Origin of the sequence: Streptomyces virginiae (assembly GCF_040638905.1) — a bacterium.
Classification (GTDB): Bacteria; Actinomycetota; Actinomycetes; order Streptomycetales; family Streptomycetaceae; genus Streptomyces; species Streptomyces virginiae_B.
Map to the genome: position 1 here is coordinate 40296 of NZ_JBEZYV010000038.1, position 20425 is coordinate 60720.

At 67.2% G+C, this 20425-nt stretch carries 13 protein-coding genes and 5 pseudogenes; 8 read left to right on the forward strand and 10 right to left on the reverse strand.

What is annotated here, in order from left to right:
* Window positions 1-45: 45 nt before the first annotated feature.
* From AB0F82_RS32875 to AB0F82_RS32880, 3 genes and pseudogenes are all read right to left on the reverse strand, one after another.
* Window positions 46-1800, reverse strand: coding sequence for a serine/threonine-protein kinase (locus AB0F82_RS32875; protein WP_362634202.1), 1755 nt, complete (start codon window positions 1798-1800; stop codon window positions 46-48).
* 117 nt (window positions 1801-1917) lie between these two features.
* Window positions 1918-2475 (reverse strand): annotated as a pseudogene (locus tag AB0F82_RS38810) (transposase); the annotation flags it as partial.
* Complete coding sequence (locus tag AB0F82_RS32880) at window positions 2456-2587, reverse strand: hypothetical protein (RefSeq protein WP_362634152.1); 132 nt, start codon at window positions 2585-2587, stop codon at window positions 2456-2458. The gene AB0F82_RS32880 and the pseudogene AB0F82_RS38810, both read right to left, overlap by 20 nt.
* A gap of 670 nt (window positions 2588-3257) precedes the next feature.
* On the opposite strand from AB0F82_RS32880, the gene AB0F82_RS32885 reads away from it, so the two are divergent.
* On the forward strand, window positions 3258-4469 hold the full coding sequence (locus AB0F82_RS32885; protein WP_362634155.1) for a hypothetical protein: 1212 nt from the start codon (window positions 3258-3260) through the stop codon (window positions 4467-4469).
* 632 nt (window positions 4470-5101) lie between these two features.
* On the opposite strand, the gene AB0F82_RS32890 is transcribed toward AB0F82_RS32885, so the two are convergent.
* A protein-coding gene (locus AB0F82_RS32890) for an IS5 family transposase (protein WP_436842229.1) occupies window positions 5102-5892 on the reverse strand; the annotation gives its coding sequence in 2 pieces (ribosomal slippage) (window positions 5102-5574 and window positions 5574-5892; 792 coding nt in all).
* Window positions 5893-6032: 140 nt separating this feature from the next.
* Here AB0F82_RS32890 and AB0F82_RS32895 point away from each other — a divergent pair.
* Complete coding sequence (locus AB0F82_RS32895) at window positions 6033-8006, forward strand: SMI1/KNR4 family protein (protein WP_362634160.1); 1974 nt, start codon at window positions 6033-6035, stop codon at window positions 8004-8006.
* 392 nt (window positions 8007-8398) lie between these two features.
* Here the strand turns inward: AB0F82_RS32895 and AB0F82_RS32900 are convergent, their stop codons facing one another.
* The 4 genes from AB0F82_RS32900 to AB0F82_RS32915 all read right to left on the reverse strand — a co-directional run bounded on the left by AB0F82_RS32900 (window position 8399) and on the right by AB0F82_RS32915 (window position 12764).
* On the reverse strand, window positions 8399-8551 hold the full coding sequence (locus AB0F82_RS32900) for a hypothetical protein (RefSeq protein WP_362634163.1): 153 nt from the start codon (window positions 8549-8551) through the stop codon (window positions 8399-8401).
* A 620-nt stretch (window positions 8552-9171) separates the two neighbouring features.
* Window positions 9172-9624, reverse strand: a complete 453-nt coding sequence (locus AB0F82_RS32905) for a hypothetical protein (RefSeq protein WP_362634166.1) — start codon at window positions 9622-9624, stop codon at window positions 9172-9174.
* A 1071-nt stretch (window positions 9625-10695) separates the two neighbouring features.
* Window positions 10696-11613 carry an AEC family transporter gene (locus tag AB0F82_RS32910; RefSeq protein WP_362634169.1) on the reverse strand — a complete coding sequence of 306 codons (918 nt, stop codon included), beginning with the start codon at window positions 11611-11613 and terminating at the stop codon, window positions 10696-10698.
* Window positions 11610-12764 (reverse strand): pyridoxal phosphate-dependent aminotransferase, encoded by a 1155-nt coding sequence (locus tag AB0F82_RS32915; RefSeq protein WP_362634172.1) that lies wholly within the window; start codon window positions 12762-12764, stop codon window positions 11610-11612. Before AB0F82_RS32915 ends, AB0F82_RS32910 begins: the two co-directional genes overlap by 4 nt.
* Before the next feature lie 307 nt (window positions 12765-13071).
* Here AB0F82_RS32915 and AB0F82_RS38815 point away from each other — a divergent pair.
* Window positions 13072-13686, forward strand: a pseudogene (locus tag AB0F82_RS38815) (IS630 family transposase); the annotation flags it as partial.
* Window positions 13687-13803: 117 nt separating this feature from the next.
* Here the strand turns inward: AB0F82_RS38815 and AB0F82_RS32925 are convergent.
* Window positions 13804-15006: an ISAs1 family transposase gene (locus tag AB0F82_RS32925; RefSeq protein WP_362634178.1), complete on the reverse strand. Its 1203-nt coding sequence runs from the start codon at window positions 15004-15006 to the stop codon at window positions 13804-13806.
* Window positions 15007-15749: 743 nt separating this feature from the next.
* On the opposite strand from AB0F82_RS32925, the gene AB0F82_RS32930 reads away from it, so the two are divergent.
* On the forward strand, window positions 15750-16301 hold the full coding sequence (locus AB0F82_RS32930) for a hypothetical protein (protein WP_362634208.1): 552 nt from the start codon (window positions 15750-15752) through the stop codon (window positions 16299-16301).
* A gap of 201 nt (window positions 16302-16502) precedes the next feature.
* On the opposite strand, the pseudogene AB0F82_RS32935 reads toward AB0F82_RS32930, so the two are convergent.
* Window positions 16503-16886, reverse strand: a pseudogene (locus AB0F82_RS32935) (transposase); the annotation flags it as partial.
* Between the two features lie 81 nt (window positions 16887-16967).
* Here AB0F82_RS32935 and AB0F82_RS32940 point away from each other — a divergent pair.
* The 4 genes and pseudogenes from AB0F82_RS32940 to AB0F82_RS32955 form a co-directional block, all read left to right on the forward strand.
* Window positions 16968-17780 (forward strand): annotated as a pseudogene (locus AB0F82_RS32940) (IS5 family transposase).
* A gap of 186 nt (window positions 17781-17966) precedes the next feature.
* On the forward strand, window positions 17967-18779 hold the full coding sequence (locus tag AB0F82_RS32945) for a calcium-binding protein (RefSeq protein WP_362634181.1): 813 nt from the start codon (window positions 17967-17969) through the stop codon (window positions 18777-18779).
* 705 nt (window positions 18780-19484) lie between these two features.
* Window positions 19485-19868 (forward strand): annotated as a pseudogene (locus AB0F82_RS32950) (helix-turn-helix domain-containing protein); the annotation flags it as partial.
* A 342-nt stretch (window positions 19869-20210) separates the two neighbouring features.
* Window positions 20211-20425, forward strand: a 215-nt coding sequence (locus AB0F82_RS32955; RefSeq protein ID WP_362634184.1) for an alpha/beta fold hydrolase, incomplete at its 3' end; no start/stop codon positions are given.

Here is a 20425-nt window from a genome sequence, read left to right on the forward strand (position 1 = left end):
GAGACGGTCAGTTCGTCGTCGTGCGGTCTGCGTTCCACGGTGGGCTCAGAGAATCGGGTTGCAGTCGTCGGCGAACAGCACCTTGTACATGCCGGTGCCAGTTGCTGCCGCCGGGTCGCTCGACACCCGGACACCCCAGTACGGGTACGGGTCGCTGGTCCCGAATGTGTGGGCGTACCGGCCGCTGAAGGCGGTCTGCCCGGCAGGGATGGTGATTCTGTCCGTCGCCACGGTGGGGCCCACGCCGCGGGTGTTGCTGTGGAACCAGGTGAGGATCAGCGTTCCGCCGGCGGCTCCGTCGGATTTCACGGACGCGACGCTCTCGGTGCCGAACTTGCCGTAGCAGCCGAACTGGGAGAGAGACACCGCGAGCACGCGGAGGGTGGGGGGCGTGTTGGGCGGTGGAACGGGAGCGATCCCTGGGGGCGCGGGGGGCGTCGGCCGAGGCGCGGGGTCCGTGGACGTGGCGGCCGAAGTCGATGGGACCCCAGCGGTTGCAGAACCCGGCAGTGCGGTATTGGTGCCGGACTGCCCAGGGGCGGGGGAGGCGGTGGAGGCGGTGGAGTGCGGCCTGGTGGTGCCGGTGCCAGTGCTGGTTTGGGAACCGGGCATGGAAGGCGAACTGGGCGAAGCGCCCGCGTCGTCATGCGTGTCGGCCGAGGTCGGGGTGGAGCCCGTGGCGCTGGCCTTGGAGTGGTCGTCAGTAGTGATCGCCGACAGGGTGAAGGCCCCGGTGAGCAGAAGAGCGGCAGACACGGCGACGACGGTCAGCTTGCTTCGGCTGACAACGCCGCCTTGGGCTCGCAGCCGACCGGATGGCGTTGCCGAGGCATTTGCGGTTGTTGTTCTTGTCGAGGCGAGGGTAGTGTCCGCGAACTCCGTCGAGCCGCTCATGACGTGGCTCTGGGGCCGCACCAGCAGCGACGGCAGGAGGGCGAGAAGCGCCGCAGCCAATCTGCGCTGCCCGCGAGTCTCCCAGTCCTCGCCGTACGTGGTGATCGCCAACGCCTCCAGTTCTCGGGCGAAGGCGTCCGCACTCGGCGGCCGTTCGTTTGCCTGTTTGGCCAGACCGCGACGGATCAGCGGCCGCAGCGCCTCAGGCACTCGGTCGTCGGGTATGGGAGCCTCGATGTGCTGCACCGCCAGTTCCATCGCCGTGGCGCCCGGATACGGCTTGGAGCCGGTCAGGCACTCGAAGAAGACGGCCGCGGCGGCATAGACATCAGTGACGGGGGCGACCGGCTGCCCGGTCCACTGCTCCGGGGCCATGTAGGGCGGGGTGCCCGCGATGTCGGAGGCATCCCCGCTGGGCACGGCGATCCCGAAGTCCACCAGCTTGGAGCAGCCATCGACGCTGACCAGAACGTTCTCCGGCTTGTAGTCGCGGTGAACCACTCCTGCCCGGTGCGCTGCGGCGAGGCCGAGCAAGGACCCCTTGAGCACGGTGAGGGCCGCCTCCGGGCCTGTGGGGCCCGCCTGGCGGAGCAGGACTCTGAGGGAAACGCCGTCCACCAACTCCATGACGATGGCGGCGCCTTCGGCATGCTCGACGTACTCGTGTAGTCGCGCCACGTACGGCGACCGCAAGCCCAACAGCAGTCGGGCCTCGGCACGGAATGCGGTCCGCGCGCCATGGGTCAGGTACTTGATCGCCACCGGGGTGCCGGAGTCCTCGTGCAGGGCTTCGACCACCCGCCCGCTGGCTCCCGCACCGAGTTCCCCACCGTGCCTGTATCCGGGGATCTCCCAGTGTCCGTTCCTGCTCATGGTCCCGCCGTTCATTACTGCCCTCACGTGCATCGTTCCCGGTGCGCGTCGTGGGAGCCGGCCTACGCCGCGCTGGCAGCCGGTGGCCGACTGCCGCGGCACAGTCAACCGGCCGACCGCGTCGGGGCGCATGAGCAACTCCTACTTATCCCAACGGGCTGAGGCAGTCCGATCGCCGTCGAATTCGTCGATGACGGGCAGCTGGGCCGCGGCCCAGTCGTAGACGTGCGCGCCTTTCGCGCCGTTACCGCAGGAGAGCCGTTCCAGTCGTCGTCGGGTGCCTGGGGCGGGCGAAGTCGATGCGCGGCTCATGGTGTAGACGTGCTGGGACCTCGGCACGACCAGAACGTAGCCGACGTCGGCCTCCTCCAGCAGGCGGCGCAGCCGCCATTCCTTCGCCCTTGGTGGCGAACTTCCGCTCGTCGGGGATCCTCGCCGCCCGACAGCGATCCCGGTCGGGCATGGCAAGGCTTGGGCAGGTACAGCTCCCCGTCCACCAGTGCTCGGACCTTGGATGAGGCTTTGGTGGCGAAGACGCCTATCTGGCCAGTTCTCGGTGCCGCCGGCGGTACCGGAGCACTGGCGCTGCACTCGGGCCGAGATAGTGCCCTTCTTGAGGAACCCCGTGTCGTCGGTGATCAAAAATCCAGCGGGGTCCTCGAGTTTCACGGCGACGTATTCCTGCAGGTCATCGCGTGCCTCTGAGGGCGGAGGCCAGCGCGTGCAGCGCCGGGCCGGCGGCGGACAGTGCAGTGCGTCCGTCCCGGGAGAGCGTCGCTGGCGAGTCCGCGAAGATCTCGGCCCAAGCCTGCTCGATCATGGCCATGCCTTGCATGGCCCCCTGGTCGGGAGGAGCTGGACGGCGCGGCGGTCGTGCGGGTCCGGCTCCCACCGGATGAGCCCCTGGGCCATCAGGCCGCGCATGGCGCCTTCGTTCACACGCAGAGCGTCCCGACGGCCAGCCCGGATCGGTGATGCGCGACCTGGCCTCGACGTTGACAGCCAGGGCCCGCTCCAGCTCACCGGTGCCCCAGCACAGATTCTGAGTGCGCTCCATCGTGATGGCTGCGCGATCCTCGTCCGAGGTCGCCATCCGGTATGCCTCTGCCAGCCTTGGTGCACGGCGCGCCACAGCCTCGTCCGGCCGGCGTTCCGGTCCGCACACGGAAGTTGAGTAGTCGCTACTCTGCCCCTTCCGCAGGCGGGACAGGGACACTCAGGGCCCGGGCACACGGCGCGTTGCCAGGTGGGCGCAGGTCCGAGAGTGTTCTTGTCCCGGTGGGCCGGGGCCATCGCCGTGACCCGCCGCCTTCCGCGGGTGGCGAGGGTTGCGCAGGCGGCTTCGGGATCCGGCGCACCGCCGACGGGCCGTGCCTGCCGCTTCCATGACGCGGACTCTTCGTGATTCGCCGGGGGCGCGGCACCGGGCAAGCCGTAACGGACTGGCTACCCCACCCCCCTCGACCCTACAGACAGGGATTTATTCACCGATGCACCTCTACAGCAGGTTCCGGCGCTCGCCGGCTCACCTCGCCGTCGCGGCGAGCGTCGCGGCGAGCGCGCTCGTGTCCCTTCCCGCTCCGGCCGCCGCGGCGGGATCGGCGCCCCCTCCGCGCGTGTCGGTCTTCGCCGTCGTGGCGGGCAACGAGCCGGCGGGCGTGTACAGCGACCTGTCACCGACGGCTGTCCACAGCAGCGTCACCGTCGACATGGCGCATGTACGCCACGACGCCACGGGGCGGTACTCCGTCTTCTTCTCCGGTCCCGACCTCGGCACCGATCCGACCGCTGGCCTCCACGTGCGGGCCATGACCGACGGCAACTGCATGCCCTTCGACGGCACCACCTGGAGCCGTCACCCGGGTCTGCATATCGACGTGGCCTGCTTCGACAGCGCAGGACGTCCGGCCGACCGCCGCTTCACCATCGCGTACAACGCCCGCGGCGCGGCACACGGAGCGCTGGTGACCACCGCGACCGCGCCCGGTGCCGTGTCCTCCGACTGGCGGGTCGCCGAACCGCAGGACACCGGCGGTGCCACGCGCGTCACCTATACCCACCCGTCGCCGGGCCTGTACACCTTCGATCTGCCCTATCTGCCGGGAACGGAGCCGGAGTCGTTCGCCGTCACTGCCCTCGCCCCCATCGCCGAGGCCGGTACCGGCCGGATCCCGGACGTGGTGTGCGGAACGACGGGGCGGGCACTGATCCCTGGGGACGCGGGTCCGGTCCGGCAGATCTCGGTGACCTGCCGGGACGCGGTTACCGGGAACATGGCTCCGGGCGGCACCCGGGTCCATGTGGGATACACCCGTGGCGTCAACCTGGCGGGAGCGTCCGGGGTCAGCGAGGCGTATCTCACCGCGCCCTGGATCTCGACCAACTCCCGCGTGGTGCTGCCCGACAGCGCCGTCCACGCCCCGGGCACGGTCACGACCGGGGCCGTAGCCCTACAACGCCATGCCGTCGGCCAGTACACCGTCGACATCGCCAACCAGGAACACGCCATCGGCTACGCGAGCCTCGTCGCCACGGCCAACGCCTCCACCGCCCTCTGCCGCGCGTCGGTGCCAGACCCGGACCGGCCGGGCCATCTCTCCGTCGTCTGCAGGAACCACGCGGGACTGATGGACACCAGCTTCCACCTGCACTTCGTCTCCAAGAAGCTGCGCCTGCGGTTGACTTCCCTCCCAGCGACGTAGGCCACGGGAACATCGGCGTCCACCACCGGGGGGCCGGCCGCAGGGTCCGACGACATCTGGGCGGGGAGCCGGTCCCAGCGTCGTTCAACCTTCGCCGACCACGGGGATGGCTCGCATGCCCGGTCCCGGGGAATGCGATCAGAACAGCGACTCTCTCGCGACAACTAGCCATGCTTAGACGGTCGTTGAGCCGACAATGACGTTGGTGTCCGTTTTGGGCGCTTCGGCTTACAGGAGAAGCAACTGATGCAGCGCCGTAGAGGCCGTCTCGTCAAGACCGTCGCCGCTCTCGCGATGGCCACATCAGCGATTATGGGCACCACAGCAGCCGCCACCCGGGAGGGGCCGCCCGCACGGCCGCGGTGCGGGCGTTGCTGCCGCTACCGCCTGCGCTCAACGTCACGGTCAGCAATGCCGCACGTACAGGATGCCCTGCAGACACAACCGGTCCGCTACCGGCCGAGGCCCTGGCGACTTCATCGGCCAGGGCGGCAGCAGAGGCTCGATCAGTGCCCCCACGTCGTCCACGATCCACGGTCGAGTGCTCATACACTCACGAACGGCCGAATCATCACACCGGTTACGCCCGACCAGGGCGTTCAACAAGATCCTGTTCCGAGCTCTTAGAGGTCCTAACAAAGGCGTTGGACGTGTCGGTGAGTGATGAGGCAGGTGGCGAGGCCGAGGAAGGCTTCGTGGATGTCGTCCCGTCGTTCCCATCGGATGCGTAGGCGGCGGAAGCCGTGGAGCCATGCGATCGTCCGCTCCACGACCCACCGGTGAACGCCGAGGCCGGAACCGTGTGGGACGCCGCGACGGGCGATCACGGGTTTGATGCCCAGCGCCCAGACCAGGCGGCGGTATTTGTCGTGGTCGTAGCCGCGGTCGCCAAGCAGGCTGTCGGGCCGCTTCCTTGGCCGTCCGACCAGGCCGGAAACCGGTGGGATCTTCTTCAGCAGCGGTATCAACTGGGTGACGTCGTTGCGGTTTCCGCCGGTCAGCGAGACGGCGAGTGAGATGCCCTGGCCGTCGACGATGAGGTGGTGCTTGCTGCCCGGACGTGCGTGGTCGACCGGGCTGGGCCCGCTTTGGGGCCCCGTCGAGCGGCCCTGACGTGGGAGGAGTCGATCACCGCCCGCGACCGGTCCAGCTTCTTCGCGATCCGCAGCTTCTTCAGCAGCACCAAGTGCAGTTGGTCCCAGACGCCGGCATCGTTCCACGCGGCCGGACGCCGCCAGCAGGTCATCCCGGAGCCGAAGCCCAGCTCCTGCGGCAGGTACTCCCACTGGATCCCGGTATGCAGCACGAACAGGATCCCGCAGAGTGCCTGCCGGTCCGGCACCCGAGGGCGTCCCTCCACCTGCTTCGCCGCCGGCTCAGGCAACAACGGCTCGATGAGCGACCACAGTTCATCCGACACGATCCACGGCCGCGACTGACGTTTCCCACGGCCAGACCAACGACCATCCGAACCGAAAGTCACATGATCAACAGCTTCTGTTAGGACCCCTTAGTAGAGACTGTGACGAGGGTGACAGGCTGGCAGAGACCGGTGGAGGCTTGATGACAGAGACCGACCCAACCGCCCTGATCGATGATGTCCTCTCCCGCATCGTCCACGGGCTGAAGGCGTTCGCCCCCACAGAGCTGCGCATGGCTGCGGAGCGCACCAACGTCAATGTCGGTGAATCCTACGATGGCCGCACATGGACTGGAGGCGTCTGCCCGTTGCTCCAGCGGTACCCGACGGGCAAGGCGTTCATGGCTGCGCTCGCGGCCGGCAGCCCCGATGCGCTCCATGCATCCATCGAGGTACTCGCCGGCGTCGCTCCTTCACGGGCGATGTCCTATGCCCTCGAGATTCTACAGATCGATCTCGGTGGCTTCACGTTCAGCCACAACCGTGTCCCGTTCGAACTTGTTGTGCGAGGACGCGCCCAAAAAATCATAAAGCGAGAGCCTGAATCGGCTCCCTCTAGCATTCTTCTCGACATGCTGCGCCGCAGGGTTCTGTCTCCGAGCGAGATCCCGAGAGACAAAATCGCGGGAATGCCGATAGGCGGCCTCATAGCCGCCGTGGGCGCAGGCGAGATCCGCCTCCACGAAGCCGAATGCGCAGATCTCCTCAGCGGGCATCCTGCGCTCCGTGAAGGTGCTGGACTTCTCGACGCGCTCATCAAGACCCGGTGGTTTACTGAGGCAGACGGCCATGACGGAGGCCTGGCGGTATTGCTCACACATGGACTTGCTGCCACATCCTATGCACCCGCCGTTCCTGCATTGCGCGATCTGTTCGCCCGGCCATATAAGTTTCTTCCCGATGCCGGCTTGAGCCTGCTCGAAATAGGCACCCCGGACGCCCTCGACGCAGCGGCCTCTGCATTCTCCATAGAAGGTGTCCCGATCAACGACTATCACGGCTACGAGCGACAGGCTATCGCGACCGAAGCGCTCCTTCGCGTCAGCCCGTCGCGGGCATTTGACGAGTCCACGCCGCTGTTCACGGAGCAGGGACTCCGGACCGCTGACGCCAAGATGGTGTCAGCGAGCACTGTGCTCGAGAAACTCACACCATCTCGGGCGGTCGCAGAGCCCCGCTGGATCGAGAGGTGCTTCCGGCTTTTGAAGAACCGCACACTTGGCGACCAGGCACGTACGCTCCTCCGACAACTCGATCCCACGATGGTGGCTGAGGCCGCGACGCGCGTAAAGAAGAGCGAGCGAACCGCGGCCCGGAGGCCGGTTAAAGCCACAGACGACCTCCTCCACCGCTACTGTGCCGGCGACCACGAAGGCGTCTGGCAGGAGTTGCGCACGCTCGATCCGAAGCCGCTGACAGCTCTTGCCGCGCAGGCTGAGGCCGTTGCCACCGAGACGATGGAGCGAGTGCGGCTCAGCCTTGCCGCAATCGTTGAAAAGCTGCGCGCCGAATCGTACCCATTCAACGCGCCAGCAAGCGTCCTCGTTCCACCTGCTCCAAACGCACCTGACCGCGTTGCAAAGCTCGAGCGTCTCCTGGGCATCCGCTTGCCCCTCTCGCTGCGCGCGTTCTATCTCACGGTGGGCGCCGTCGACCTGTCAGGCAACCAGGACTCCTTCTTCTCGTCCCTGAAGGACCAGCCCGACGACGAGCCCGACTTCGTCGACGTCTCGGAAGAGTATCCATTCGCATATCTCCCTAATTTCGACCCTCTTGTAATCATTCCGATCGACTTCGCTATCGCCGAGGCGGAAACCTTGCAGGCTTCCAAGGAGGAGGAGCGCGGCCTAATCAGTACCCCGCACTACCTACAAATCAGCCCTCCCATGTCGTTCAAGGTGTGGCCCGAGACTGCACCATTTGAGCCGTGGGACGCGGTATGTCTCCCTGGCACCTTCGCCGATGCGGAGCTCCATCGCGGGAACGGTGAAGTAGTCCCCTTCCTCGACCATCTACGAGACTGCCTCAAGTGGGGCGGATTCCCTGGCCTGGCCGGCGTGAGCATCCGGCCCCAAGTAGCCCTCGACGCGCTCGCCGAATATGCCCACCCCTTTTGACTCTTCGTCAATGCTCCGATCGGCGATAACGGCATCAGGCAGCGCCGCCCCACACGTCAGCCGATCACCGCAAGCCCGCAATCGGGTTCTTCCCGCAGATGGTTGTAGCGGTCCGACCACTCCAACAGGGCCGGACGGACCTGGTTAAGGGAGAGCCAGACCGTGCCCTCCCTTCGCGGGAGACTGCGAGGCCGCCGTCGCGCAGGACACGGGTCCAGCGCTCGACTTCCGAACGGATACCCGGTGCGAGCCCTTCCAGGCGTCCGACGAGCCAGCGCTCGAAGGAGGGTTCGCTGTCGTCCTCGAAGAGCCCCATCTCCTCTAGGACCTGACGACGTGGCCGACGGGCAGGTCCAGGGCCCGTAAGGGGGAGAAAATCTCCGTGTGCCGGATCACGTCGCCTCGACGTGGCCGGTGAGGACGACGGCCAGGCCCCGGTTGACGGCGAAGCGGATGTTGCGTCCCCAGCCGCGGGCCTCGGCGAGCCGGTGGGCGAGGTACTTCGCCCAGGCCAGCCACGGGCTGGCCTGGTCGGCGTCGGCCAAGTCGAGCCGACCGAAGTCCCGGGGGATCTGCTCGAGCAGCGGCGGCTGCCGCCAGCCGGGGTCCGGACGCCAGGCCGGCGCGGGAGGCGGTTTACGCGGGGGGCCACGCCGTCCTCCCTTCCGCTGGGCCGGTGGCGTCGGCTTCTGCGTAGTGCATCGCGACGAAGAACAGCTGTTGGTGCCGGACGGCACCGAGCCGCTCCCGCACGCCCGTTCCATCCGAGGGATGGCCGTCGGCTGCCTTCGCGCCGAAGCGGGCCTGGCACCAGCACAAACGGCAGTAGTCCCACTTCAACGGCTGGACGCGATGGCAGCCAGCGCACACTGCCGCGTCGTGCCCCCGGCCGAACATGTACCAGGTGTGGCAGAGCCGTCCGCGGAAGTCGCCCCAAGCGAGGCAGCCCGGGCAGGAACTGGTGGGCTTGACGTAGGCCTTCGGGAAGCGTGCCACCAGCTCACTCCGGCGGCAGCGACCGGCCGTCCTGGCGCTTGGGGATGACCTTCGGCGTGGCGGTCCCCGAGCTGACAATGGCCCGAGCCGTCTCTTCTTGGCCGGGGCGGTGAACCTCGGCGTGCGCAACAGCGGCGACCGCGGATCCGGGCCATCCTCCTCGCCGGAGCTACTTCCTGTCAGAGGCTGAGACGGCATCCCACCCACGCACGCGGTGGATGTGAGCAGTCTTCGGGTAGGAGGTGTCGGTCCCCGTTCGAGGGCCGATCTCAAAGAGGTCGATCATCAAGAAGAGCGGGTAGCCGGGAGACTGAGGCATCCGTTTCACAATCATGCCCTCGCAGCCGATGAGCGTGCCTGATGGTCCCCAGATCGCTGTCCAGGTGTGGGGCTTCGACGTGTCCAAGGGAAGGACGACTTTTGTCATGTCGGTTGCCAGCCGCGCGTCTGAATGTGCTTTCAATCCGCATCGGGCGTGGCTCTTCCCCTCGCCGACAGCGTCGGCGTCGATCTCGAAGATGCAGATCTCGCCGCTGTCCCTTTCAGACAGATGCTCCGTCCCTACAAGCCACGCTGCGAGCATGCACCCCTCATCCACACTCGCGCTCACAGTCACGTCCACACGTCCAGCGGTGGGCGCCCACAGCAAACGCTCTGTTGTCTCCGTGCGGACAACAAGTCCATCCGAACGATGCCGGTGTGTTCCTCGCCGAGAGCCCGCTGGACCAGAAAAGACCCCGGTTTGCAGGTTGGACACGCGGAGCAGGGCGTCTTCCTCTCGCCAATCCAGCTGGTCAGCGTCGATACGGAGCCTCAGCCCGAAATCGTTCATGTCATAGCGTGCCTGAGACCGCTCGGGTGACGTCCAATGCGGAAGATAGTGATCGACCCAGCGATCTTCCCTGAGCTGCGGAGCGGTGAAATCTTCCTCGAAGTTGGGCTCATGAGACGGAGGTTCAGGCAGGCGCTTAACATTAGCCATCATGAAACCATCCTGTCAGCCGATGGCGCCCTGCAGTTACCATAGTTGGCCGGGTTGCTGGTGTTCTCGGCTGATACTTCCGGTCCCGTCGTGGTGATCGAGGCTCGTCGGTCGAGCATGAAGTCGAGCTCCAGTGCGCCAACCTCCGCCCACAGGCCAGCCTGCAGGACACAGCCTCCCTTACCGTTCTCGCTGCCAAGGAGCCAAGAAGCAGTTCCCTGGTCACAGTCGGCGGACGGGTGCGCCCGCTCCTCACGATACCTGTCGACGAGTCCGGCCAGCGTTCGGACGTGATCCGCAAGCTCGCTGTCGTTGCGCAGTCCGCTCCATCGGATCCGGACACTGCCCTCCCGTCGAGCACTGGATGGATTGAGGGAACTCATCAGGCTGCCCCGCTCGAACTACTCGTCCGCTGTGATCCCCAGGCGAACCGAGATCCCGCTGGCGCTGACCGCTCGGCCCGTGATCCGGATCGATCCGGCCGACCACTTCGTGACCTGCGCAGCCAGCTGCATCGTCAAGTCCTCTGGCACCGTACTCACGATCGCAGGCCAGCCCGCGGTATGCGAGCACTCCTCGGGCTCCCACATGCGCGGCCCAGAAGCCGGCCGCAGCGGTCGCCGCACCTATTGCTGAACGCGCTGCGCCAACATCGATGCGGTCCGCCGTCACCGCATGAAGCGGCGCGAGCGTGCATCCCGGTTGCAGGCCCTATGTCGAGACCAGTGCCAGGACGAGCGGGACGGTTGCCATGCCCAGAAGTGTCTGCGTCGCAGTGATCCCGGCCATCAGCGGTGCGTCGCCGCCGAGTTGCCTCGCCATGATGTACGAGGACGATGCCGTGGGCAGAGCCTGGAAGAGCACGGCGATGATCAGCGCCTGGGAGCCCAGGCCGACCATCTGAGCCGCCAGGAAGGTCGCGGCGGGCATGAGGGCGAACTTGACGGACGACGACGTGAGGATCGGCGCCGCCCACGACCGTGCCGCACCGAAGCGCAGTGCGGCGCCGATGCACAGCAGCCCCATCGGCATCGAGGCGGCTCCGAGTGCCTCGAGCGTCGGCTCGATGCCGGGCGGCAGGCGCAGATCGAGTGCCTGAAGGAGGATGCCTCCCGCGCAGGCGAGGATGAGCGGGTTGGTCACGAGCTGTTTGACGATGCCCGTAAAGCGCAGGCGTGCGCTGCAGAACTGCGCGAAGACCAGCACGCACAAGACATTGACCGTGGGCACGATCGCCGCGTTGCAGACCGCGGCGGTGGCGACGCCCTGGGTGCCGTACAGGCCGGCGGCGATGGTCACGCCGATGTAGTTGTTGAACCTGACGCTCCCCTGGAAGACTGAGGTGAAGCCGTCGTCCTTCAGTCGCATCATGGGTCTGCAGGCGATGACCAGCACGGCGACTGCCACCGTGGAGGCGACCAGAGTGCCTGCCAGGGCCAGCACCGGCAGATCGTCGGTGTCGGCCGTCGCCAGGCTGTGCAGGAACAGAGCCGGCAGCAGCACGTGATAGCTGAGGCGCTCGGCTTCGGACCAGAAACCCTCGGCCGTGATCATCGATCGCTTGAGCGCGTAGCCCAGCACGATCAGCAGGACGACCGGAATCAGCGCCTTGACGGTCAGTGCGATCACGCCGGTATCCCCTCCAGGGTGGCGACGATGATGCGGCAGCCCTCTTCCAGGGTGGCGATGTCGGTGGCGAAGGAGAGCCGCAGGTGTCCCGGCGCACCGAAGGCGCTGCCTGGGACGGTCGCGCATCCCGCTTCGAGGAAGGTGTCCGCTGCTGCGAGGTCATCGCTGGTATCAAGGCGGGGAAAGAGGTAAAACGCGCCGTCGGGTACCACCGTGTCCAGGTGCCGGCTCTGCCGCAGAATCGCCAGAGCCGCATCGCGCCGTTGGCGGTATGTTTCACATCGCTCCGCCAGAACCTCCTGAGACCCTTCCAGGGCGGCGACAGCGGCGATCTGGCTCACGGTCGCCGTCTGCGTGCAGTTCTGCGCCTGTACGGCGGAAATACGACCGACAAGTTCGGACGGCCCGAACCCCCAGCCGACCCGCCAGCCAGTCATCGCGTACGCCTTGGAGACGCCGTCGACGAGCAGGATCCGCTCGCGCAGGTCAGGCGCGACCTGCGCGATGCTGAAATACTCCCCCTCGCCATAGCGGATGTGGGCGTAGATCTCGTCCGAAAGGATCATCGCCGAGGGGTGCCGTCGCAGGACCTCGGCGAGACCGGCCAGGGTGTCATGGCCGTAGGTGACGCCCGAGGGATTTCCGGGTGCGTTGAGTACCAGCCAGCGCGTGCGTTCGGTTATGGCCGCTTCCAGGGCGTCGGGAGCGAGTCTGAACCCCGATTCGGCCGAGCAGGGAACGAACACGGGCACGGCGCCGCACAGGCGAACCATGTCCGGATAACTTGCCCAGTAAGGCGCCGGGATGATCACCTCGTCACCCGGGCCGAGGGTGGCGAAGAGCGCGTTAAAGATGATCTGTTTGGCACCGCAACCCACCGCCACCTCGGCATCCGTGTAACTCAGGGCGCGGTCTCGTTCCAGCGCATGCCGCGCGGCACGGCGCAATTCCGGTATCCCGTTGGGAGGCGTGTAGCCCAACGCGCGGGCAGCGGCTTCCCGAGCAGCAAGAGCCGCGTGCTCAGGCGGGGCGAAGTCGGGCTCGCCGAGCGTGAGATCGATGATGCGACGGCCTTCCGCGCGATACTCGGCCGCGCGGCGCGCCATCTCCAGGATGGGTGAGCCGGAAGGTGTCACCGAGTAGGCAGTCACCGGTCAGCCGTTCCGAAGCGGGACGGAACATCCGTAGAACTGGTGGCCGTTCTGTCTCGCTGGTCGGGATGGGAAGAGTCGGTGCCCTGGGCACTGGGCGTCGAAGAGTTCATGCCGACAGGCTGATGTAATACCGCGAGGCATGACAACCATTACAGGGTTTCCTGAGAGGACTCAGCAGGCCGGACTCTCCGGCGCCCCGAAAGCAGGGGCTGTGGCTGTGGTCATCACGAGCGTCACGGCCGCACGCGCGAAGTGCTGACGCAGGCCCCCCTTCAAGCTTGCGTGACGACGCTAATGCGGACCTGTGGAGGAAGGGGCTCTGGCCGCGGGTAAGAGCAGCGCGGCGGCATGCGACGGATGGATCCTCTTCGAGGACGAGGCTGGTCAGTCGCTGAGGCCGCCGCGAGCCAGGTCCTGGGGCCGCCGGGGCTGCACCCCGATGGTCCGCGTGCGGGGCCGGGGCTCGGGCTGGGTATCGATGGCAGGCATGACCGGCTACAAGCCTGGCGAGCGGTCCCGGCTAACCTACTCCGTCCGCGAGTACACCGGACGCAAGGACCAGCCCAAGGGCTTCAGCTGGCGCGACTTCCGCGACCTGCTGATCCGCGCCCGCATCCAGCTCGGCGGCCCGATCGTCCTGGTCTGGGACAACGTCCGCCTCCACCTGACCAAGTCCTTGCGGGCGTTCATCGAAGCGAACGCGGACTGACTCACGGTCTTCCAGCTGCCCACCTACGCGCCAGACCTCAATCCGCAAGAAGGCATCTGGTCGCTGGTCAAGCGCGACGTCGGCAACCTCGCCGCAGCCGACCTCAGCCAGATCACCCGTGCCGTGAAGCACAAGCTCAAAATGCTGCAGTACCGACCGGAGGTCATCAATGGCTGCCTCGCTGGCACCGGCCTGGTCCTGGAAGCGTGAACACGCCGACTGGCCGATCGGCGAATAGGGCAATGCACGGTCGAAATCTAAAGTCGCTGGTCAGATACGGTGACGAGATGAACGAGAGCCTGCCTGCCGACGTAGCCCAGGGCTTGATCAAGTTCCGTAAGTGTCCGGATCGTTAGTGATGCCCAGGATGGGGAGTGCTCGTTCGGGCTGGTCGCGGATCGCCCGTGTGGTCTTGGCGATGTTGTCGGCTCCGAGCGTTTTCAGCACGCCGATGGCGAGGTTCCGGAAGGCCGCCATCGCCCGTGGCGCGGTCCCGGTGTGGACGGTCGAGGCGCCCTCGGCGAAGGTGACGTCCCTGATGTGGTGCGAGGAGTTCTCCACTCCCCAGTGCCCGCGAATCGCGGCGGCCAGATGGGCCGGGCCTGCCTGGTGGGTGTCGAGGCTGGTGACGGCGTAGACGCTCTCGCGGGTCTCGCGCTTGCCGGTCTGTTTGCGGCGGCGGTGGACGCGGATGGCCAGGCGGGCGTGGGGGAAGGCGATCCCACCGAGTTCGTCGGCGATCGAACAGGTCTTGATCGAGCGGGACTCGCGGCGTCCGTGTCCGGTCCCGGAGGTGGTGTGCTGGACGGAGATGTCCCGCCACGGCAGGGCCGTGAGCTGGCTGTGGGCGGTCGGCTGGTTGGTCTTGATCACGGCGATGTAGTGGGCCTTCTTCGCCTCGACCAGCCAGGAGATGTTCGCCTTGACCGAGTGCAGTGCGTCGAAGGTGACGACGGTGCCGGCCAGGTCCAGCGGTGCCAGCAGCGGCTGGACGTGCGTGGTTTCGTTCGTCTTCGCGGCGACTTCCACCTGGGCGAGGGTCACGACGGTGCCGTGGGTGACCGCCGAGAGCAGATGTCGGCGCGTCGCGGTGAGGCGGGCCGATCCTTTGAGTGCTTTGCCGTCGACCGCGATCACGCGCGGTCGCCCTGGGGCGGAAGGCGCCTGGGCGGGTGCGGTCGCGGCGCGGTGCCGGTCGGCGAGGTAGGCGCCCACCGCCCGGTCCAGGGCGTCACCGTCAACAGCCCCCAACACGCGACCGATCGTGGCTGGCGAGGGAGTGCGGCGCCACTTGAGCAGATGGCGACGGATACCGATGGCCGCCAGCAGCGTGCCCGCGGCACGCTCGCCCCATTCGGCGAGCTCGTCGATGCTCTTCGCTCCGGAGACGACCGCGCAGGCGCACACCAGCAGGACCGCGGTCAGCGAGTACCACCGGCCCCGCCGCGAGCGCGGGTCGGGAACTGAGTCGAAGTAGGGGCGCAGGTCGCCGACTTGGCCGACGTCCAGCGGACCCAGCTTCACCAGCACGGCCGGGATGGGAGAAGATGCAGCAGCAGGCACGGGCCACCTCATGATCATCGGGACACCACAATGATCACGAAGCCCGTGCCTGCCCTGCTTTGCACCCCAACCGGTCACTACCCGACCAGCCGCGCACCCCCGGAACTTGCAACCGCCCTGGACGTAGCCGACGTGCTTGCGGCAGTCCTGAACGGGGACACCCCAATTCATATCGCGCTCCAAAGGCAGGTTCCTCACCTGAGTGTGTGACCCCGCTGCACATGCGGGTGCGGCACCGCCTGCTTCGAGCTCGACACCAGGAAGGTGAACCCTGCACCCACAGGCCCCGGCACGGTCGTGGCGGCCGAAGCGCAGCTCGTCACCGAAGCCGACGAGTGCCCAGGTGAGGTCCTTGGCTTCACCCAGGGCGGCTACCTGGTCCTGGCTGGAAGTCTGTTCATGGAGCGACGACATCGAAGTGACACTGGCCGCTGCGCGTCACTGGTTGCAGATACGCTCGTGATCCCGAACGCCCAGCGCCCAACGGCCTCCGCGACACCGCCGACATCACGAATGCAAGCTCAGTAGCCGCGACTGGGTCGGTTGGTAGCGGACTCCATGGGCGTTGAGTGAGTAGCAGATGCTCTGCCCCAGGCGCTCCCCGCCTCGCAAACTTGCAAGAGCCGGAGGCAGGTCCTGGGGCCTCAAGGATGGGCACGGATTGCCTCAGATTTCCAGGACGGGAAAGACGGAAGAGAAAAGAGATCGAGGTGCTGAAACGCATCATGGCCATCTGCGCTGCCGCGGTGGTCGGAGTCATGCCTCTCGCCGGCCAGTCATGGGCTGCCCCGGGCGAGACCACCGCGCCGAACGGTCAACTGATCGCGCGATGGGTCTCGGAAAAGCCAATGGTGACCAAGGCGGTTGCACCGGGTTGGACTCGGCTGGCCAGTGCGTCCGCGACGACGGACTGCTGGACGGTTGATCACCCGGTGAGAGCCCTTAGCTTCCTCGGGACCACAATCTACGTTTACCACCAGAAGCTCAGCTGGTGCGAGGATGGGAGCAGGATTACGAACATCTACGACAGGTTTGACTACATCTCTGAGAAGTCGTCCGTCGCCTTTCCGTCTGATAACCGGGCGGTGGACATGCAGTTCGCATCCGGCAACGGATCAGCATCGCAGATGAGCCGCCGTATCGACCTGTGTGTGGTCAATGGTGGCTGCTACGCCTCGAACCTGCCCTGGAGCAAGATCACGGTGTACCCCGAGGCCGGCCGCTCCCCTCGCTACCAACTTGAGGGCAACGCCATCTCCTAGTCTTCTGAGTCGGGAATTCCGTTCAGATGTATAGGCTGTGTCTGCGGCACGTACTGGGCGGCCGAAGGCCGAGTTGATCCTGTCCGGCGAGGAACGGGCTGCGCTCGAGGGGTGGGTGCGGCGTCGTTCCACGCCGCAGGCGTGGGCTCTTCGGTGCCGGATCATCCTTGCCTGCGCCGAAGGCGCTTCCAACAAGGAGTTACCCCGGTCCACGGGGCTTGGGCCTGTGAGTTCGCCCCTTTTGGCCCGTACGTGGGCGGAGTCGAGGACGGCTCGGGAGAGGTCGAGGAGGCCGGCGTCGTCGAGGCGGTGCAGGATCTCCTCGTGCAGCCGGCCCCAGACTCCGGCCCTGGACCAGATCAGGAACCGGCGATGGGCCGTCGACTTGGATAAGCCGAAGCAGGGCGGCAGTGCCCGCCAGGCGCAGCCGCTGACCAGCACGTAGATGATCGCGGCGAACAGCGTCTCATCAGGCGTGTCCTGCGTTCCGCCGCCCTGCGGCCGCACCTTCGACGGCAGGATCAGCGGCTCCGCGATCTCCCACAGTCCGTCCGGAACAATCCAACTCCACGTACCCCGCCCCATGACGAACCCAACGACCGCCTCGCCACATAGGACACGGTCTAAGACCGTTTCCTACATGGTCAGTTGGCAGTTGTACGGGTCATGGGGAGTGGACGGTGGGGATGGATCGTTCCGGACGGTTTGTGGGAGATAGCGAGGCCGTTGCTGCCACCGGCTCGGGTGCGGCCGCACGGGGGCGGGGTCGCGAACATCGATGATGAGGCGGTCTTCGCGGCGATCGTCTACGTGCTGGTGAGCGGGTGCGCCTGGCGGGCCTTGCCGCCGTGCTTCGGGGCGTCGAAGTCGACGGTGCACCGCCGCTTCGTCATCTGGTCTCGAGCCGGGGTGTGGGGTCGGCTGCATCAGAAGATTCTCCAACTCCTGGATGAACGGGACCTGATCGACTTGTCCCGGGCGGTCCTGGACTCCGCGCATGTCCGCGCTGAGAAGGGGGCGAACGTGCAGGTCCCAGCCCCGTGGACCGGAGTAAGGCCGGTTCCAGGATGCACGTCCTGTCCGACGCGAGCGGACTGCCCCTACGCGACGGCCTCCCCGCGGCCAACACCCACGACAGCCAGGCCCTGAAGCCGATGCTGTCCCATTTCCACATGGGACACGAATCCCACGCGACGGAATCGAAGCCCCGCCGCCTTCACGCCGACAAGGCGTACGACATCCCTCACCTGCGGCGATGGCTCTGGGGCAAGCACATCGGGGTCCGCATCGCCCGCAAGGGCATCGACTCCAGCGAGCGGCTCGGCCGCCGCAGGTGGGTGATCGAACGCACCATGTCCTGGCTGACCGGTTACCCGACTCAACCACCGCTACGGGCGGAAACCAGGCAACTACCTGGCCTTTCTCGGACTGGCAGCCGCTCTCTGCTGCTACAAACGGTTCCTCAAGCTAACCATGTAGGACACGGTCTTACTCGCCGGCTCTGACATGACCACGTCGAGGCCCGGCCTGGGCCTGGGCCGGCCTGAGGCCGACATCCCCTCCGCCGCGGCCAGGTTGAGTACCGCATACTCATGACGCGCCCGCCGAAGGGCCCGTTGACTGGGCCTGCCATCCGATTCGTCCTGCCCACAGAAAGGGCGGAAATTGGCCATCAGCCGCACAACCGCCAAGGCCGCCGTGGCCGCCGCACTCGTTCTCACCCAGGCCTCGCTCTGGGCGGGCACGGCCCGGGCCGCCGCATCCGACTCCGGGTCCCCCACGCAGCCACCGCCCGCCTCGATCGGCGAGCCCGAGTTCTCCTCCACTGTCGTCGAGGTGTCCCCCGACGGCGTGGTCCGGGTCACCACCGGGCCGGGCGGGGCCGACCGGATCCGGGTACACGACCGCACCACGTACGCGCACCTTCAGGGCGGCGAGGTGATCGTCTCCAACACGAGCTTCATCCCCAACTCGATTCGTCCGGGCGAGGGTTGCCAGCGCCACGGCCCCTTCGAGGTGTCGTGCCCCAACACCGGACGACGACTGACGGCCGTCCGGGTCGACACCCGCGACGGCGATGACACGGTCACGTTCACCACGGACTTCATCACGGGTCACGCCTCCACCCTCCGCTCGCTCACCGTGGTCGGCGGCGGCGGAGCGGATCGGATCACCAACAGCACCGCCATTCCGGGCATCCTGAACGGCGGGGACGGCGACGACACCATTCACGGCGGCCTGAGCCGCGACCTGATCATCGGCGGTGCGGGGGACGACACCCTCAGCGGAGGCCACGGGGACGATGACCTCCTCGGTGAGATCGGCAACGACACCCTCTACGGTGAGGGGGGCAGGGACCATCTGAACGGCGGGGTCGGTCGCGCCAACGTCCTGGACGGCGGGTTGGAGTCCGACGTCTGCGACTGGGCCGGGCCGGACGGTCGCCGGGTGGACTGCGAGGCAGGAAACGGGAGCTGATACCACCCCGCCTCAGCCCACGGGCTGAGGCGGGAGACCGCTCTCCGCACACGCCCGGCGGCGTATCCGGGCGAGCTTCGACCGGCGGGGGCCCCTGGCTTCCGCGGCGGGCGCTGCCACATCTCGCGTCGGAACGCGGCACGCGCAGGGCCTGTGCGGCCGCAGCCGTCGGGGCACCGGCCCGGCATTCCTCTCACCGCCGGCCAGGCCCAAGCCGTGCTCGGGGTTCGGCGCGCACCGACCGGGAAGCCACCCAGCTCGGCTGCGGAACTCGACGCAGCCCTCCGCGAGTGGCTCGCCGACCCGCGCTCATCTCGTCCCGGTCCGTGAGGAGACCGGCCCCGCCAGCCAGGGCCAACGCATCTTGCGCACGCCCCGGTGGGCGGTGCTGGCTCGGCTCGTCTACGGCACCCGCGGCTCGAACACCATCTCTGTGTCCACTGCGGCGGGACGGCAGCGCCGCGAGCGCGTACAGGCCGCCGTCGATGCTGGCCAGTACCAGGTCCTCGCAGGGCAGGCCCACGGGGTGGATCTGCCCCGGCCCACCCCGCACTTCACCCACGTTCAGGGCGCCGACGGCACGACTAGGTGTTCTGTCCGCGGAGGTTGCTGACGCAGATGTCGGCTGAGGGATCTTGAAATGGGTGAGGGCCTTCTGGCCTGGTGTGGATTGCGACATCTGCACCAGCGACCAGAGAGGCCCTCGTGCCCCACCGTAATACACCCCTGACTGAGACCGGCCGCCTGCGTTCGGCCCGCTGCGTGGTCGACGACGGCTGGACCCTGCGCCGGGCCGCCGAACGCTTCCAGGTCTCACCGACCACCGCTCAGCGTTGGGCCGACCGCTACCGGCAGTTCGGCGAGGCCGGAATGCGCGACCGCTCCTCCCGGCCGCACCCGAGCCCGCGCCGCACCCCCACCCGCACCGAACGCCGGATTATCAAGGTCCGCGTCCTGCGCCGCTGGGGACCGGCCCGCATCGCGCACCTGCTGCACCTGGTGCCCTCCACCGTGCACCGGGTGCTGACCCGCTACGGCCTGGCCCGCCTCACCCACCTGGACCGGACCACCGGCCGGGTCATACGCCGTACTGGAACAGAAGACCGTCAGCGTCGGGTGTGTCCGAGAAGTCGAACAACCGTCGGCCGAATCGGAGGAAGGCAAGCCAGAGGTCTTCCGTGACCAGATCGTCAAGCGCTCGCTGCCCTGACCCCAGTTCGCCCTCAAGCAGTCCCACGGCCTCGTCCACCGACAGTCTCAGCGTCATGCCCGACCTCCTCGTCCACCGCAGCCGGGCTCAGCGTACTGACCCCGGTGAACCTTCCCGGTCAGAGCACTAGGCCGTGTATCGAAAGTGGATCAAGGTAATGGGGTGGCCGTCGTTCGGGGCTAGGCTCACCGGTCTGGTGTCGATCTGAGGAGACGGACGAGTTGGCTGCTGTGGTGCTTATTCACGGCCTGTATCACCGTCCCGAGCACTTTGCGGTGTTGGCGGAACGGTTGCGGACCGACGGAACCAAGGTTGTTGTGCCTGAGCTCCACCGCGGCTCATTGGCTGCTGACACCGCTGCCGTCCAGGCCGTCATCGACGCGTTGCCCGAGCCCCCGCTCGTCCTCGGCCACTCCTACGGAGGGTCGGTGATCAC

Excerpts from the sequence above, each read along its gene's own strand:
- AB0F82_RS32875 (WP_362634202.1), bottom strand. The coding sequence starts at position 1,800 with ATGCACGTGAGGGCAGTAATGAACGGCGGGACCATGAGCAGGAACGGA.
- AB0F82_RS32880 (WP_362634152.1), bottom strand. The coding sequence starts at position 2,587 with ATGATCGAGCAGGCTTGGGCCGAGATCTTCGCGGACTCGCCAGCGACG.
- AB0F82_RS32885 (WP_362634155.1), top strand. The coding sequence starts at position 3,258 with ATGCACCTCTACAGCAGGTTCCGGCGCTCGCCGGCTCACCTCGCCGTC.
- AB0F82_RS32895 (WP_362634160.1), top strand. The coding sequence starts at position 6,033 with ATGACAGAGACCGACCCAACCGCCCTGATCGATGATGTCCTCTCCCGC.